Annotated in this window: 14 protein-coding genes; 12 read left to right on the plus strand and 2 right to left on the minus strand. The window is 28.7% G+C overall.

Features of this window, described 5'->3' with window-relative positions; genetic code table 11:
- The first annotated feature begins 264 nt into the window (after nucleotides 1-264).
- From ACFYH6_RS03195 to ACFYH6_RS03215, 5 genes are all read left to right on the plus strand, one after another.
- A complete protein-coding gene (locus tag ACFYH6_RS03195; protein ID WP_416179135.1) occupies nucleotides 265-1446 on the plus strand; it encodes an MFS transporter in 1182 nt (393 codons plus the stop codon).
- Nucleotides 1447-2087: 641 nt separating this feature from the next.
- Nucleotides 2088-3146 (plus strand): methionine ABC transporter ATP-binding protein, encoded by a 1059-nt coding sequence (locus ACFYH6_RS03200; RefSeq protein ID WP_416179134.1) that lies wholly within the window; start codon nucleotides 2088-2090, stop codon nucleotides 3144-3146.
- Nucleotides 3115-3795: a methionine ABC transporter permease gene (locus ACFYH6_RS03205; protein WP_416179133.1), complete on the plus strand. Its 681-nt coding sequence runs from the start codon at nucleotides 3115-3117 to the stop codon at nucleotides 3793-3795. The genes ACFYH6_RS03200 and ACFYH6_RS03205 overlap by 32 nt, the downstream gene beginning before the upstream one ends.
- Before the next feature lie 111 nt (nucleotides 3796-3906).
- Nucleotides 3907-4728, plus strand: a complete 822-nt coding sequence (locus tag ACFYH6_RS03210; protein WP_416179132.1) for a MetQ/NlpA family ABC transporter substrate-binding protein — start codon at nucleotides 3907-3909, stop codon at nucleotides 4726-4728.
- A 69-nt stretch (nucleotides 4729-4797) separates the two neighbouring features.
- A complete protein-coding gene (locus ACFYH6_RS03215; RefSeq protein WP_416179131.1) occupies nucleotides 4798-5967 on the plus strand; it encodes a M20 metallopeptidase family protein in 1170 nt (389 codons plus the stop codon).
- A gap of 204 nt (nucleotides 5968-6171) precedes the next feature.
- Here ACFYH6_RS03215 and ACFYH6_RS03220 read toward each other — a convergent pair whose 3' ends face one another.
- Both ACFYH6_RS03220 and ACFYH6_RS03225 read right to left on the minus strand, forming a co-directional pair.
- Nucleotides 6172-6612, minus strand: a complete 441-nt coding sequence (locus ACFYH6_RS03220) for a hypothetical protein (RefSeq protein WP_416179130.1) — start codon at nucleotides 6610-6612, stop codon at nucleotides 6172-6174.
- A gap of 166 nt (nucleotides 6613-6778) precedes the next feature.
- The gene (locus ACFYH6_RS03225; RefSeq protein WP_416179129.1) at nucleotides 6779-8080 is read right to left on the minus strand and encodes an NlpC/P60 family protein; all 1302 of its coding nucleotides are present in this window, start codon (nucleotides 8078-8080) and stop codon (nucleotides 6779-6781) included.
- A gap of 659 nt (nucleotides 8081-8739) precedes the next feature.
- Between ACFYH6_RS03225 and ACFYH6_RS03230 the strand changes: the two genes are divergently transcribed.
- The 7 genes from ACFYH6_RS03230 (at nucleotide 8740) to ACFYH6_RS03260 (ending at nucleotide 16856) form a co-directional block, all read left to right on the plus strand.
- A complete protein-coding gene (locus ACFYH6_RS03230) occupies nucleotides 8740-10125 on the plus strand; it encodes an ABC transporter substrate-binding protein (RefSeq protein ID WP_416179128.1) in 1386 nt (461 codons plus the stop codon).
- A 65-nt stretch (nucleotides 10126-10190) separates the two neighbouring features.
- On the plus strand, nucleotides 10191-11087 hold the full coding sequence (locus ACFYH6_RS03235; RefSeq protein WP_416179127.1) for a carbohydrate ABC transporter permease: 897 nt from the start codon (nucleotides 10191-10193) through the stop codon (nucleotides 11085-11087).
- 22 nt (nucleotides 11088-11109) lie between these two features.
- Nucleotides 11110-11937 (plus strand): carbohydrate ABC transporter permease, encoded by an 828-nt coding sequence (locus ACFYH6_RS03240; protein WP_416179126.1) that lies wholly within the window; start codon nucleotides 11110-11112, stop codon nucleotides 11935-11937.
- 14 nt (nucleotides 11938-11951) lie between these two features.
- Entirely contained in the window at nucleotides 11952-13037 is a 1086-nt protein-coding gene (locus ACFYH6_RS03245) for a glycoside hydrolase family 130 protein (protein WP_416179125.1), read from the plus strand.
- 225 nt (nucleotides 13038-13262) lie between these two features.
- Complete coding sequence (locus tag ACFYH6_RS03250; protein WP_416179124.1) at nucleotides 13263-14303, plus strand: LacI family DNA-binding transcriptional regulator; 1041 nt, start codon at nucleotides 13263-13265, stop codon at nucleotides 14301-14303.
- 31 nt (nucleotides 14304-14334) lie between these two features.
- Nucleotides 14335-15252 (plus strand): DUF1861 family protein, encoded by a 918-nt coding sequence (locus ACFYH6_RS03255; RefSeq protein ID WP_416179123.1) that lies wholly within the window; start codon nucleotides 14335-14337, stop codon nucleotides 15250-15252.
- 11 nt (nucleotides 15253-15263) lie between these two features.
- Nucleotides 15264-16856 carry an alpha-glucosidase gene (locus ACFYH6_RS03260; RefSeq protein ID WP_416179122.1) on the plus strand — a complete coding sequence of 531 codons (1593 nt, stop codon included), beginning with the start codon at nucleotides 15264-15266 and terminating at the stop codon, nucleotides 16854-16856.

A 16856-nucleotide genomic window follows, 5' to 3' on the forward strand; every position in this document is an offset into this window, starting at 1 on the left:
ATTATATGTAATAAAATGTAAAATAAAACTGTAGGGAGATTAAATCTTCTTACAGTTTTTTTGTTTTATGGAAGAAAATATTATGAATAGTAGATTAATATTAGTAGATTAATATTAGTAGATTAAGATTAGTAGAATGTATACCAGTGGCAGGAAAGATGGATGAAAATCAGCCTGTAGGTTTTATAAATATTTAGTTAAATGAATTTTTAAATTATAAAAGCTGATACTAATAACTGAGTATTTATAAAAAGGAGGATTTGTATGGACTCTCTTTCTAAGAAGTTTTCAAAATATCTTCTTGTTTCTTCACTAGGAGCTAATATTATTGGAAGTGTTTTTGTAATATTTCTAAGTTTTATAAAGGGCTTTGATGCAAAGCAAATTAGTTTTATTGTAGGAACAACACCATTAATAGTACTTCCTTTATTTTTAATTTGGGGAAGTATACTAGATAAATATAAGGATGTAACTAAGATTAGTAAATTCATTAATCTGTCCAATGTAGTTACTATGATTATGTTAACTTTAATAAATAATTTTGTTTTATTTTTTATAATTAATCTAGTAAGAAGTATTTTACTTCAGCCTGGAGGAACATTAAATGATAAGTATTTATTAAATATATCAAAATCTAATGAAGGTTCTTATGGAAAAATTAGAGTGATGTTAACTATTGGATTTGGCCTTGCAGGAATAATAGCACCAATAGCAATAAAGCTTGGAGGTATTTATTTAGCCATAATAGTGGGAAGTAGTTTAATAATACTTAGTATTTTTTTACTTAATAAACTTTCAGAAGATGAAGAAGACCTTATAGAAGAAACAGAAAGAAGCAGAAAAGATAAAAAAGGACTTTTAAAATCTATATTGCAGTTATTAAAAAATAAAAAATACTTAAAGTATTTAATAATAATCTCAATTATTTGGGGGACTCAAAATGCTGCTGCTGGGTATGGAATTCAAATAATGTTAATAGATTTAAAAATATCAGATGCAGTTATAAGTCTTATTCCATTTATGATGGTAATATTTGAAGTTATTATCTTATTAACTTATGAGAAAATTAAATTCTTTGAAAGAACGGATATAGCATTATTGATATCACTAATAGTACTTATAGTTAGATGGGCAATAATGATTTTTACAAATTCTTATATAGTAATATTAATTATAACAATGCTTCATGGAATAGTAACAGGAATAGTATTGCAAATACAAAATAAAATAGTTGGTAACATTGTACCTCAAGAGCAGCATATTATAGCATTTATATTAATGAATTCACTTTCTGCTACTATTTTACCAAGTGTTTTAAATCTAACTACAGGAGAGTTATATAGTAATTATGGAATAAAAGTATTTGGATTAGTATATTTAATTTTATCCATTATAGCTTTAGGATTATTAGGAACTAATTTATTTAAAAAAAGAAAATTACAATAAAAATTATATTGACAAAATCAAAATGGATATATAAAATGTATATTAATAATTAAATATTCAATCATGAAAGACGGAGGGACTGGCCCAAGGAAGTCTAAAGTGCTATCGCAGAATTGATAATGCATAATGCTTAATGCTTAATTAAGGTGTAAATTCTTTCAGAATTTATTTTAATAGATGAAAGAATGAAAGAATTAAAGAATGAAGAAGTAAATTTTAACGGAATTTATTTGTTTCATTATTCATATTACCTAAAGCATTTCAATGGTTATGCAAAGTTAATAAAGCGAAGGGAATAATGTATAATTTTCATAATTCAGCTTGCCTGAATTATTTCAACAATTACGCATTATCAATTATGCATTATGCATTAGTACTATTCCTGCAGTGACTACTGCGTCTGAAAGATTTGAATTAAACATGTGTATATTACACTGCTTTCTTATTTTTTAGGAAGGCAGTTTTTTTATTTTACAGGAATTTATAAAAATATTACCCTAGGTATAATTTTTTGTAAATTCCTTTCCTTTAGTGCTCAAGGAGATAGATGTTATATTCTAGCGACTTTGAGCTTGCGAGGTCGCGTAGAATATAACATCTATCTCATTTTCTATACATTTTTTTATAAAAGGAGGGAAATTATGATCTTATTAAAAAATCTAAACAAAACTTATAGTAGTAAAGCTGGGGAAGTAGAAGCGTTAAAGGATGTAACACTAAACATTAAAAAAGGCGAGATTTATGGAATTATTGGCTTTAGTGGAGCTGGGAAATCTACATTAGTAAGATGCATTAATTTTTTGGAAAAGCCAACTAATGGAGAAGTAATTGTTGATGGAAAGGACCTTGGAACTTTATCAAATAAGGAGCTTAGGGAAGAAAGAAAGAAGATAGGAATGATATTTCAACATTTTAATCTTATGAGGTCTAGAACTGTATTTGAAAATATAGCTTATCCACTTAAGGGAAAGGGATACTCAAAGGAAGAGATAAATAAAAAGGTTAATGATTTATTAAAATTAGTTGAATTAGAAGATAAAGCAAAGGTATATCCTTCAGAGCTAAGTGGGGGACAAAAGCAAAGAGTAGGAATTGCAAGGGCTTTAGCAAATGATCCAAAGGTTTTACTTTGTGATGAAGCAACTAGTGCTTTAGACCCTCAAACTACAAAATCAATATTAAGACTTTTAAAAGAAGTAAATAAAAAATTTGGAATAACAATAGTGATAATAACTCATGAAATGCAAGTGGTTAAGGAAATATGTACAAGAGCTGCTGTAATGGAAAATGGAAGAGTTGTTGAAGAAGGAAATATATTTAAAATCTTCTCAGAACCAAAGGAAAAGATAACAAAGAACTTTATAGACAGTACTTCATTATTAACTAATATTTATGACTTAATTAAAGAAGAATCTTCAGTGGTAGATATAAAGGAAAATGAAAAAATATTAAAACTAAAATATTTAGAAAATAGTACAAGTGAACCAATAATTTCAATAGTATCTAGGGAATTCAATGTAGATACAAGCATTATCTTTGGAAATATAGAAATAATTCAAGACATGCCGCTTGGAGGCCTTATAGTAATCATTAGAGGAGAAGAAGCACAAGTTAATAAGGTTATAGCTTATCTTAAAGAAAATAAAGTAGAAGTGGAGGTAATTAAGGATGGCAGAATTAGTACAAAAATTATTGCCTAATGCAATAACAAAGCTACCAGAAATTTATAATGCTACTTTGGAAACTTTAATTATGATTTTAGTGGCAGGGGCTATCTCCTTTTTTATAGGAATTTTATTAGGGGTAGTTTTAGTTGTAACAAAGAAAGGAAATATATTAGAAAATAAAGCTATATATTATGTGCTAGAAAAAATAATAAACATTACAAGATCTATTCCCTTTATCATTTTACTAGCAGCAGCAATTCCATTAACAAGATTATTAGTAGGAACTGCCATTGGAACAAAGGGTTCTTTTGTACCACTAGTATTAGGAACTATCCCCTTCTTTGCAAGGCAGATAGAAAGTGCTTTATCAGAAGTTGATAAGGGGATAATAGAAGCAGCAGAGTCCATGGGATCATCACCCTTTGAAATAATTTTTAGAGTTTATTTAAAAGAAAGTATACCTAATATAGTAAGAGCAACCACTATAACCTTTGTAAGTTTAGTAGGGCTAACAGCTATGGCAGGATCAGTAGGGGGCGGGGGTCTTGGTGATTTAGCTATAAGATATGGTTATCAAAGATATCAAATAGATATTACCTTTGTAACTGTGATAATACTACTTATTTTTGTAAATATAATTCAGGGGGCAGGAAATATAATAATTAAAAAAACAACACATTAGTTAAGTAATAGGTAAGAGGTAAGAAGTTTGGGGAGTAAATAGTTAAAAAGCAATAAGTAATAAAAAATAAGCAATAAAAAATAAGCAATAAATGAAAAGGAGATTTGAAATATGAAAACAAAGAAATTATTAAGTATTTTATTATCAGGAGTATTAGTATTATCATTAGCAGGCTGTGGGGCAAAGGAAGCTAATAATGATAGTAATGTTGTTAAAGTTGGGGTAGTTGGTGAAAATACAGATCAATGGGAGCCTGTAATAAAGAAACTTGGGGAAGAAGGTATAAAACTAGAGCTTGTAACTTTTTCAGATTATACACAGCCTAATCAAGCCTTAGCAGATAAAGAAATAGATTTAAATTCCTTCCAGCACTATGCATATTTAAATCAAGATATTAAAGATAGAAATCTTGATTTATCAGTTATAGGAGAAACAATAATAGCTCCTCTTGGATTATATTCTAATAAAATAAAATCTTTAGAGGAGTTAAAAGAGGGAGATTCAATTGCAATACCAAGTGATGCAACTAATGGAGGAAGGTCTCTTAAAGTATTAGAAACTGCAGGGATTATAAAGGTAAAGGAGTCAGCAGGATATACACCAACTTTAAGTGATATTACTGAAAATCCTAAGAATATTAAATTTGTAGAAGTAGAAGCAGCTCAAACTCCAAGATTATTAGATGATGTAGCAGCAGCATTTATAAATGGTGGACACGCTGTTGATGCAGGATTTAATCCAAATGAGGATGCCATTTATTTAGAAAAAGCAAATGAAGGTAGTGATAATCCATATATTAATGTAATTGTTGCAAGAACAGAGGATAAAGATAATGAAACTTATAAAAAAGTTGTAGATGCATATAGATCTGATGAAGTGGCAAAGGTAATAAAAGAGCAATATAAGGGTGCTTATTTACCAACTTGGAAATAGTGTTATATATAGCAACAGTAATAGGATTATAAGTAAAAATATTAATAGAAACAGAAGGGGGCAAATTTAATGAGTATAAAAGATTATGTATTAAAAGAAAAAGATTATATTATTTCTCTAAGAAGAGAATTTCATAAACATCCCGAGGTTAGTTTAAAAGAATATAAAACAGCAAAAAGAATTGAAGAAGAATTAGATAAATTAAATATTCCACATAAGAGAGTAGGAGAAACAGGGGTTTTAGGAATAATAAAAGGTAATAGTGAATCAAATAAAGTAATAGCTTTAAGAGCTGATATTGATGCTCTTAAAGTTCCAGATGATAAGGATGTAGAATATAAATCACAAAATGAAGGATATCATCATGCTTGTGGTCATGATGCTCATACTTCTAGTCTTCTTGGAGCTGCAAAGATATTAAAAGAGAGAGCGAATGAACTAAATGGGGAAGTAAGACTATTTTTCCAACAAGCAGAAGAAATTGGACAAGGTGCTAAGATATTTATAAAAGAGGGAGCATTAGATGGGGTAGAAGAAATACTAGGAGCACATGTATCCTCTCATTTAGATGTTGGACAAGTATCAGTAACAAGTGGACCTATAGCAGCTTCTTGTGATTATTTTAAAATAAAAGTTAAGGGAAAAGGAGGACATGTATCTGTACCACATTTATCAATAGATGCCTTATATATTGCAAGCCAAATAGTTATTAATTTGCAATCAATAGTAAGTAGACAAACAGACCCTGTTGATACAGTTGTAGTAGGTGTCGGTACAATTACTGGGGGAACAATTTATAATGCAGTAGCAGAAGAAGTTGTATTAGAAGGAACAACAAGAACATTCTCCTTTGAAACAAGGGAAAAGACTAATAAAAATGTAGAGAAGATAGCAAAATCCATAGGAGAAATATATGGAGCAGAGGTTTCAGTAGAATTTAAAGATTATGCATCACCACTTATAAATGATGAAAAAGTTAGTGAAGAAGTAGCAACTATAGCAAATAATATAGTTGGTGAAGATAATGTAATAACTAATTCTCCAAAGAGATTAGGAGCAGATGATTTTGCAGAATTTTTATTAGAGGTTCCAGGCACATATATTCATGTAGGAACTAGGAATTCAGGTAACTCAAATACTGCAGCTGAGCATCATAATCATTTATTCGATGTAGACGAAGAAGGACTACTTATAACAACCAATATAGAAGTAGACTATGTATTAAGCAAGCTACTGTAAAAAATTGGACCCCAGGGGAGTTAATTCCCCTGGGGTCCAAAAAACTGGAAAAAAATGCTGCCAACAATATATTACAAGTATTGTTGCGACAGCAGCATATCATCCCTATTTGGTAGAGGTGCTATTATATAATGAAGTTATACTTAGTATATGTAATTATAATAATTATTATTTATAATTATTATTTATAATTATTATTTATAATTATTGTTGTTTTTTAAGCTTAATCTTAGTAGTGGTACCCATTGCTGAAGCTTCATAACTTAATACACCATTTTCATATGTCATAGTTTTAGTATCATCACTAGAAGCAAGCAAAGAACTATCAGTTTTACTGTGGTCATTCTCTGAATCCCATGAATAAGGTTCGTCAGCAGTTGTTGGAGCTATAAAAGAGCCAGCCCAATAAAGTGATTTTGTTTCACCATTATCACTTACCCAATAAATTGTAATAGTATCACCAATTATTGTTGCAGACTGATAAGAATCATCAGATTTACTATTTTCTTGTTTCCATTCACCAGTCAAATCAGGTATTTGCTTTTCAGTGGTATTATTATCATTACTTGTTTTAGAGGAACTACATCCAATAAATAGTGTTGTTATCAAAGCAAAACAAAGACTAATTATAACTATTTTTTTCATTTTTTTTCACTCCTTTCTTTCATTTCACACATTTTTATATTGAGTAGCTATTTAATATACATAAGTAATATTTTAATCACTTATTAAAAGTTTTTACCATTGTAGGTTATAGAGTTGCTGAAATAATGAAACTTTTGAATTTTTATTAATTAAATAAAATTGGAAATTAATTAATAATTCTTTTGGCAGATGTTATACTGTTTAAATTTATAGGTTGTATTCTTACAACATCTCCTGTATTAGGGGCATGAAGAATATAACCTCCATCTATATAGAAAGCCACATGAGTAGCTGGTCTTCCCCAAAATACTAAATCTCCTGTTCTAAGTTCAGATAAACTTACATCTGTTCCAAAATTTTGTTGGTCTTGAGATACTCTTGGAATATAATATCCAAATTGTCCATAGCAATATTGAACTAAGCCAGAGCAATCAAATCCACTAGGGCTTGTACCACCCCAAACATATGGAACACCTTGGAATTGACTAGCATAAGCTACAATTTCAGAGGCAGAATAACTACTTGATACTGGATAATTTGTACTTTCACTTTCTTCATAACTACCTCTATTTGGTTCAACATAATCACTTTCATAATTATTTTCAGAACTACTTTGAGAATTTTCTTGCCTGTTAGCTTCCTCTTGTCTTCTAGCTTCTTCCTCTGCTTGCTTTCTGGCTTCTTCTTGCCTTCTAGCTTCTTCTTCTGCCTGTTTCCTTGCCTCTTCTTGTCTTTGTCTTTCAAGTTCAGCTTGAATTCTTTGCTCTTCTAATTTAGAAGTTATATTTGAAACTGCTGCTTTTTCACTTTCTATTTTATCTGATAAATTAGCGTGAATTACATTTAATTCACTTAATTTTTCCTGTTGTTCATTCATCATAGCTGTCATATCATCAACTATTGATTTTGCTTCATTATTAGCCTTTTCTAATTCAGCCTTATTAAGTTCCAAGGCTTCTTCTTCACTTATTAAGTCCTTTTTTAAGGTATCTAATTCTTCTATATTCTTCTTACTAGAATTAACTAAAGCAGAGTAATTATAAAAATTATAGGCTGCATCAAATACATTATCAGATTTAAAAATAACATCAATATAAGATAATTCCCCGAATTTGTACATACTACGTACAAATACATTTTTATCAGCTTCTCTCTTTGCTATTTCTTCAGTGTATTGATGAATTTTCAGATTACTTTCATGTATAGAATTATTAATTATAGTTATTTCTTCTTCAATTTCAGCTTGTCTATACATTGCATTTTCTATTTTGCTATCTAACTCTTGAATAGCAAGTCTTAATTCCTCTGCTTGGGCTTCATATGTACCTAATTTATAAGTATCTTCTTCAATACTTTGGTTGTATTCCTGTAGTTGATCCTGTAGAGGATCTGCACTAACTACTTTATCTAATGTAGTAATTAATAAAACAAATATTAAGATTAAAGATATCCTTACTTTGAGATTCATTTTTTCACCCTCTTTTATTTACTTATAATAGATTAAATGTATTTTAATTTAATAGTAATCTTTATAAATTGAAATTTATTCTGTAAATAAGACAAAGACAGCCAATTGACTGCCTTTTATTTTAATATAGAATCAACATATTCATTTCCATTAGCATTTTTACTAACAAAGTCTCAACTACTGTAGATGATTCAATATTAGCAGATTCATAGCTGTAAGATATAAATACAATAATTTTTTTGTGATTTAATATTTAACTTCATAAGAATATATAAAATTGTGAAAATTCTGTATACATATAGTTTATCACTTATTACCCTTTACTACAATGAAAAAATCTAATTTAGTAAAGCAATGATTTTTAATGAACTGTACTTTATATAAAAAGAAGATATCAACTTTAAAATTAATTTAATAATAAATAGATAAAAATTGAAAATTAAAGTAAATTACAATTGTAATTAAAGTAAATTGAATTTAAAATAATAATTGAAAGGTTTACAAAATGATTTTGTAAAGCTTTTACCATAATGTATTTATGAAATTAAAGTATTTGTTAAATTAATTAAAGTATTTGTTAAATTAATTAAAGTATTTGTTAAATTAATTAAAGTTTGTAAAAAAGAAAAATAATTAATAAATTAAGGGAGGATTTTTTTATGAGTAAAATTACTAAGATTATTTCAGCACTAGCTTTATCTACAATGATGGTAACTTCATTAGTGGGATGCTCAGGTGGAAAGGATAATGGTGGAGCTTCATCAGGAGATACTATAACAGTTAACTTTTGGACAGCACCTCAAAAAGTTCAATATAATTTTTGGACAAGCAAAGCAGAAGCCTTTAATGCAACTAACACTAAAGTAGGTGACAAGGTTGTAAAACTTGAAGTTCAACAAATGCCTGAAACACCATCATCAGAAGCTGGAATACAAAATGCCTTAGCAACAGGAACTGCACCAGCAATCTCAGAAAATATAAATAGAGGATTTGCTACAACATTGGCACAATCAGAAGCAGTTTACTCATTAGAAAATGAAGAGTGGTTTAAAGATATAGTAAAAAATAGAGCATTAGAATCAGTAATCCCAGGTTGGGAAATTGAAGGAAGTCAATATGTAATTCCAATGTATGTTAACCCAATGATATTACAATGGAATACAAAAGCTTTAAAAGAATTAGGATTTGATAAAGCACCAGAAACAAAAGCAGAATTTGATAATGTGGTTGCTAAGTTTAAAGAAAATAAAGATAAGATGTCAGCTATGGGAGTTACTCATGTATTCTATAGAAACTCTTTAATTAGACCAGATCAATGGTGGGATAGATCATCAGATTTCCAAAATATTTATTTATCATTTAGTGGCGGAAAACCATGGGTAGAAGGAAATCAATTAGTTTTAGATAAAGAATATGCAAAAGAATCATTTGAATTCTTTGGATCATTAGGAGATACATTATTAACAGCAGAAGTACCAAACATATGGGCAGAAGAAAATCCACAAGTATTATTTACAATAGCAGCTCCATGGGAAATTCAATCTTTAAGAGAAGGTGGAAAAGTTTATGGAGAAGATTATACATACGGTCCAATGATAGTGAAGAATGAAGGGGATAAACCTTATAACTATGCAGATGCAAAAGGTTTAGTTTTATATAAATCTGACAATATTACAGATGAAATTCATCAAGGTGCAATTGAGTTTATCAAATGGTTATATAACGAAGAAAACTCAGCAAAAACAGACCTAGAATGGTTAGAAGCTACTACTATGTTACCAGTAAGAGGAGACTTAGTTAAAAATGAAGAGTTCGCTAAGTATTTAGAAGAAAATGCAGAATTAAAAGCTTTAGCTGAACAAGTAGAATATGCTATTCCATGTATGCCACACGATAAAATGGCACAAATACAAGAAGCATTAGGTAAGAGTTTAGCTGAATATTTAGAAACTACATTATCATCAAATAGCTTAAAGGCAAATGATGCAACAAAATATGTTGATGAAGCTTTTGAAGCAATGAAACAAGCTGGTGGATTAGAATAGTTTATTAAAGTAAAGCAAAGATGAATAATTTTATCTTTGCTTTATTTACAAAGGGGTGGCACTAATTGAAGAATAAAATAGAAAGTTTAAAAAATAGTGGTGGATTTTTAGGGTGGCTATTTAATATACCATATTTAGCATATTCAATCATTTTCTTTTTAATACCATTATTTTGGGCATTTGGGTTGTCTATGACTGACTGGAACTTAATGTCTAAGAATAAAAATTTCATAGGTTTAGATAACTTTAAATTACTATTTACAGATCCAAGAATTAAAGCAGCATTTATAAATTCATTTAAATATTTAATACCTATTGTTCTTTTTACTGTAGCAATAGCAATTGTTATAGCACTTTTAGTTCATAAGTTACCAGACAAGGTAAAAGGAATCACATCAGTATTATTTTTTATACCTTACTTAACTTCAGGTGTTGCTGTATCAGTAGTAGTTAGATATTTCTTTAGTTATAACTCTGCGTTAAATGTTTTCTTAAGAAACAAAGGAATAAACATTGACTGGTTTAGAGATCCAAAGTGGTCATTTATTATAGTTGTTGGAATAATAGTTTGGAAGATGTCAGGCTATTATGCACTATTTATATTATCAGCATTAGAGTCTATTTCAGAAGATGTACATGATGCATGTAAAATAGATGGAGTAACTGGTTTAAGAAAGTTTATAAGCGTAACTTTACCAATGATAATACCAACATTAACAACAGTTGTTGTTTTAGCAGCTGGTCTAGCTTTTGGTATCTTTACAGAGCCATATTTATTAACTGGTGGGGGGCCAAATTTATCAACAACTACATGGCAACTTGAAATTTATAATACTTCATTTACAAATTTCCAATCAGGATATGGAGCAGCTATTGCAATAGCTAATGCAGTACATATCTTTGTAACAATTAAGATAATCACATTTATAATGGAAAAGATTAATAATAAGTATGGTATGTAAATATTAAGTTGGAGGATAAGTTATGAAAAAAAAGTTAAATATAAAAACTATTTTAGTAATAGTAGCAACTATTATAATACTAGGAATTTCATTATTCCCATACTTCTATATGATAATTCAATCACTAGCACCATGGGAACAAACAGATAAAGTAATGATTCCAAATGCATTTACCTTAAAAAGTTATGAATATCTATTAGGGGGAAGTGGTGGAGCAAGTGCAAGTATGTGGATAAAAGCATTACTTAATTCATTTATAGTTTCTGCTCCTACAGCAATAGTTTCAGTATTAGTTGGATTATTAGTTGGTTATTCAGTTTCTAAGATGAAGAATTTTAGGGGCGAGAAGTTTATAATGAATTCATTACTATTTCAAATGTTTTTCCCTGTAATTATATTACTTGTTCCTAGATATATTATTTCAAAACCATTATCAAACACATATTTAGGAATGATATTACCATTATCAGTATCAATTTGGGGGATATTTATGTATATAAATTATCTTAAGTCATTACCAGATGCTGTATTTGAAGCTGCAAGAATAGATGGAGCTTCAGAACTTAAAATATTATGGCATATAGCCTTTCCAGTAACTAAGTCAGTTACTACTATAGTATTTTTATCAACATTTATGACAAGATGGTCAGAACTTATGTGGGACATGCTGATATCACCAAAGATAAATATGCAAACATTAAATGTATTAATTTCAACACAATTTAAGCCAATGGGAAATTTACCAGGTCCTATGTATGCAGCATCAGTAATACTAACATTACCAATAGTAATAATGTTCTTATGTTTCTCTAAACATTTCAAAGAGGGTATAAACTTTATGTTAAAGTAAAAGGAGAATTAGATATGACAAATAAGATAGTAGTTAAAAGAAGTAAAAGAAATCCATTAATAACGCCAAGTGATGTTAAGCCTAGCAGAGATGATTTTAAAGTAGATGGTGTATTTAATTGTGGAGTATGTAAATATAATGATGAATATATATTGCTTTGTAGAGTAGCAGAATCAGTAAAAGTAGATAATGAAGACGAAGTTAAGATACCAGTAGTAGTTAATAAAGATGGAAAAGATGTTATAGATATTATTTCTTTTAATAAGAAGAGAGATACACAGTATGACTATTCAGACTCACGTTCTTTATGGACTGTAGATAGTAAGGGATCAAGAAAGATAGCTTATTTAACATCACTATCTCATATTAGAATAGCAAAATCAAAGGATGGAGAAAATTTTACAATTGATGATGAAGCATTTATTAAACCAATAGCCTCTGAAGAAGAATGGGGAATAGAAGATCCAAGAGTAACAAAAATAGAAGATACTTATTATATAAATTATACTTCAGTTACTAGAAATGGAGCAGCAACATCCTTAGTATCAACAAAGGATTTTGTAAGCTATGAAAGACATGGAATTATATTTGCTCCTGAAAACAAAGATGTAACAATATTCCCTGAAAAGATAAATGGAAAGTATATGACATTTAATAGACCAGTTCCTTCAGCAATTGGAGGGCCAGATATGTGGCTTGCAGAGTCTCTAGATTTAATACATTGGGGAAAACAAAAGCATTTCTATGGAGTATCAAATGAAAAATCCTGGGAAAATGGAAGAGTTGGTGGAGGTGCAGTACCTTTCTTAACTGAAAAAGGATGGATTAAGATTTATCATGCAGCAGATGAAAATGATAGATATTGCTTAGGAGCATTTTTATTAGATAAAGATGATCCAAGTAAAATATTAGGAAAAACTACAGAACCAATATTAGAACCAGAAGAAGATTATGAAAAAGAAGGCTTCTTTGGAAATGTAGTATTTACCTGTGGATGTATTTATGAAGATGGAATAGTAAAAATATTCTACGGTGCTGCAGATGATAAAGTTTGTAGAGCAGATATAGAAATTGAAGAGATTTATAAGCTTATAAAATAAATTAATATTAGTAGATAAATAACATAAGTATTGGGTATTATTATTTTGCTATGTTGCAATCAATATGTTATTTATTATAGCACTGCTCTTAATATATTTACGATGTAGAAATAAAATATAGAAAATTATGCAGAAAGGTAATCCTAAATAAAGGATTAATACTACTTAATAAAGAATTAATTAATAGAAATAAATATATAAGATGGGATTATTAGGAGATTGAGTATGGCAAAAATAACAATGAAGGATATAGCAGAAAAATTAAATATATCAATTAATGCAGTATCATTAGCTTTAAATAGTAAAGCAGGGGTTAGTGAGGAGACTAGAAAACAAGTTCTAGATATGGCAGAGGAATTAGGATATTTAGATAAATCACCTAAGTTTGTAAAAACTTTTGCAAACAAAAATATTTGTGTAATCATTAAGGAATATTACTTTGAGGATAATAATTTCTATGGAAAGATTATGATAAGTATTGGAGAAGAATCAAGGCGAAAGGGATATGATATTATTACATGCCTTATAAATGAATCAGAGGATAGTATCCCAAGCTGCATAGAAAGCAAAAAAGTTTGCGGAATAATAGTAATAGGAAATATAGAAGATGATTACTTAATAAAGCTAAAAGCTTATAAGATACCTGTAGTTTTAGTTGACCATACTTCTTTATTAGAAAGCACTGATAGTATATTAACTGATAATAAATTAGGAAGCTTTAATATTACAAAGCTATTGATTGAGAGAGGTTATAAGAATATAGGCTTTTTTGGTGATTTAGATTATTCTCTAAGTATAAAGGAAAGATATTTTGGATTTATACAATCAATGAAAAAGTTTTTAGATTTTAAAACCTATAAGGAATTAAATGAATTTATAGACAGTAATTCTATATTATATGAAATCGAAGAACATATAATAAACAAGAATTTAGAAGCAATAAAAGAAAAGGTGAAAAATTTAAAAGTATTACCTGAAGCTTTTGTTTGCTCTAATGATAATGCTGCAATATCATTAATATCAGCTTTAAAGGAACTTGGATATGTAGTTCCAAAAGATATAGCAGTAGTTGGATTTGATGATATAGTTTTAGGTTCTCTCATTGAACCTAAGCTAACAACAGTAAGGGTTGAAAAAGACTTTATGGGGAAAAAGGCAGTAGATAGATTAATATGGAGATTAGATAACAAGACTTGTCCTGATGAAAAAACAATACTTAGTGTAAAAATAGTTGAAAGAGATTCAGTAGGGAACAAAAACATTTAATTTACTAGGGAAGTTATTGGAGGAGAAACATATGAATATTAAGGAAACATGTTCAACATTATTAAAGAAGTATTTAGATAGTGAAATTAATATATATAATGTAGAAAAAATAGAATTTGTTAATGTTGGAGAAAATGATGTTTATAATATATCAGCTCCTTTTGTTAATGAAGATAAAGTTATTAAAGCTGGTAGAGTAGAGGCTAGAGATAGTGAGGATTCTACAGTTTACTTTTTTGAAAAAAAAGATAATACATGGGAACCAGTTAAGGAATATCCAAGTTTTAAACTTCAAGACCCATTTTTTACTAGGGTAGACAATGAATTAATCATTGGAGGAGTTGAAGTATTTCCAGATCCAGAAAAAGAAAACACTTTAAAATGGAGAACTGTTTTTCATAAGGGAGAAAATATATCCTCTTTAGAAAAATTCTTTGTTGGTCCTGATGGAATGAAGGATTTAAGATTAGTTCAACTAATGAATAAAAAAATTGGAGTAATTACAAGACCACAAGGAGAAAAGGGTGGAAGAGGTAAAATTGGTTTTACAATAATAGATAAACTAGAAGATTTAACTATAGACATTATAAATGATGCTCCCATTATTGAAAGTTTATTTATAGATGAGGAATGGGGAGGAGCTAATGAAGCTAGAGCCTTAGACCATTCAACATTAGGAATACTTGGTCATATTGCTTGCTTTGATGATGCTGGTAATAGACATTATTATCCTATGACTTTTAAGCTAGATATAAATACATTAGAAGTAAAGGATCAAAAGCTTATAGCAATAAGAAAAGATTTTAAACCTGGAGAAGCAAAGAGACCAGATTTAGAAGATGTAGTTTTCAGTGGGGGATTAGTTTTAAATGAAGATCGAGCAGTACTTTATGCTGGAATTAGTGATGCAGAAGCTCAATTAATTGAAATAGATAATCCATTTATTTAAGGAGACTAATTATGAAGGAAATTTGGTGGAAGGAAAGTGTCTTTTATGAGATTTATATGCCAAGCTTTAAGGATGGTAATAGTGATGGCATAGGAGATTTTAAAGGAATAACTTCAAAATTAGAATATTTACATAACCTTGGAATAAAAGGAATATGGCTAACACCATTTTATCCATCACCTAAGGTTGATAATGGATATGATATATCAGATTATTATAATGTAGATAAGGATTATGGTACATTAGAAGATTTTAAAAATTTTTTAGAAAAGGCACATAGTTTAAATATAAAAATAATTGTTGATATAGTACTTAATCATACTTCCAGTGAACATCCATGGTTTAAGGAGTCAAGAAGTTCTAAAGATAATGATAAAAGAGATTTCTATATTTGGAGAAAGGATAAGCCTAACAATTGGGAATCATTTTTTGGAGGAGATGCATGGGAATATGATGATGTAACTAAAGAATATTATTATCATGCTTTTGCAAAGGAACAAGTAGATTTAAATTGGGCTAATCCTAAGGTTTATAATGAGATGGTAAAGGTTCTAAAATATTGGTTAGACCTTGGAGTTGATGGATTTAGATTTGATGTTATTAATTTCCTAACTGTAAAAGAAGATTTATCAAATAACAATCCTTATGATGAAAATGGAGAGCAAATTCATATATATGATAAGAATCAAAAAGGCATATTAGATATAATTAAAAATCTTGCAAAAGATATTAAAAATATAAAAGAAGATGCTTTTCTTGTTGGTGAGGTTGGCTCAGAGGATTTAGATGATTTAATAGATTACTCAGGAAAAGATCTTTTAGATGTAGTTTTTAATTTTAATTTAGGAAGCATGGATAGTTTTTCAACAGAAAAAATATATAAGGAAATTAGTGAGATGGATAGTAGATATTCAGAAGATCAAATTCCAACTATATTTTTTAATAGCCATGATATGGAAAGAAGTATATCTAGATTTAATCCAAAAGGAGATAATAATGGAATAGAAAGAGCTATGGCAGCCCTTTTACTAACCTCTTATGGAGTTCCTTTTATGTACTTTGGCGAAGAAATTGGAATGAAAAATTTATTTTGTAATGATATAAGCAAAATGAATGATATCCAAGGAATAACAAAATACAATATAGAAATAAATAAAGGAAAAAGTGAGAAAGAGGCATTAGAAAGTGCCAATAAAAGTTCAAGAGATAAATCTAGAAGTCCTATGCAGTGGGATAATAGTAAGTATTACGGATTTTCAGAAGTAGAGCCTTGGATTAATATTGATGATAAGAAAGATATTGAAACTGTAGATTATTGTGAAAATAATAGTGATAGCTTACTTAATATCTATAAAGACTTAATTAAATTAAGATACAATAATGAGGTTTTATTATATGGAAGATATGAAGATATTTCTTTAGATAATGATGTATTATCTTTTGAAAGGAAACTTAATGAGAAAAGGATTAAAGTAATAATAAACTTCAGTAATTCTATATATGAAGATGAAGCTATGGGTGAAATATTATATGGTAAGGCTAAAAAAGATAATAAGCTAATTTTAGGACCTTATGAATTTACTATAATAAGTTTAAAGAGCTAG

Origin of the sequence: Clostridium sp. HCS.1 (assembly GCF_047900555.1) — a bacterium.
GTDB lineage: Bacteria > Bacillota > Clostridia > Clostridiales > Clostridiaceae > Clostridium.

Bases quoted from the DNA above. Each gene is read 5' to 3' on its own strand.
- ACFYH6_RS03210 (WP_416179132.1), top strand. From the start codon at position 3,907: ATGAAAACAAAGAAATTATTAAGTATTTTATTATCAGGAGTATTAGTA.
- ACFYH6_RS03195 (WP_416179135.1), top strand. From the start codon at position 265: ATGGACTCTCTTTCTAAGAAGTTTTCAAAATATCTTCTTGTTTCTTCA.
- ACFYH6_RS03245 (WP_416179125.1), top strand. From the start codon at position 11,952: ATGACAAATAAGATAGTAGTTAAAAGAAGTAAAAGAAATCCATTAATA.
- ACFYH6_RS03225 (WP_416179129.1), bottom strand. From the start codon at position 8,080: ATGAATCTCAAAGTAAGGATATCTTTAATCTTAATATTTGTTTTATTA.
- ACFYH6_RS03250 (WP_416179124.1), top strand. From the start codon at position 13,263: ATGGCAAAAATAACAATGAAGGATATAGCAGAAAAATTAAATATATCA.
- ACFYH6_RS03260 (WP_416179122.1), top strand. From the start codon at position 15,264: ATGAAGGAAATTTGGTGGAAGGAAAGTGTCTTTTATGAGATTTATATG.
- ACFYH6_RS03220 (WP_416179130.1), bottom strand. From the start codon at position 6,612: ATGAAAAAAATAGTTATAATTAGTCTTTGTTTTGCTTTGATAACAACA.
- ACFYH6_RS03205 (WP_416179133.1), top strand. From the start codon at position 3,115: ATGGCAGAATTAGTACAAAAATTATTGCCTAATGCAATAACAAAGCTA.
- ACFYH6_RS03240 (WP_416179126.1), top strand. From the start codon at position 11,110: ATGAAAAAAAAGTTAAATATAAAAACTATTTTAGTAATAGTAGCAACT.
- ACFYH6_RS03255 (WP_416179123.1), top strand. From the start codon at position 14,335: ATGAATATTAAGGAAACATGTTCAACATTATTAAAGAAGTATTTAGAT.
- ACFYH6_RS03230 (WP_416179128.1), top strand. From the start codon at position 8,740: ATGAGTAAAATTACTAAGATTATTTCAGCACTAGCTTTATCTACAATG.
- ACFYH6_RS03215 (WP_416179131.1), top strand. From the start codon at position 4,798: ATGAGTATAAAAGATTATGTATTAAAAGAAAAAGATTATATTATTTCT.
- ACFYH6_RS03200 (WP_416179134.1), top strand. From the start codon at position 2,088: ATGATCTTATTAAAAAATCTAAACAAAACTTATAGTAGTAAAGCTGGG.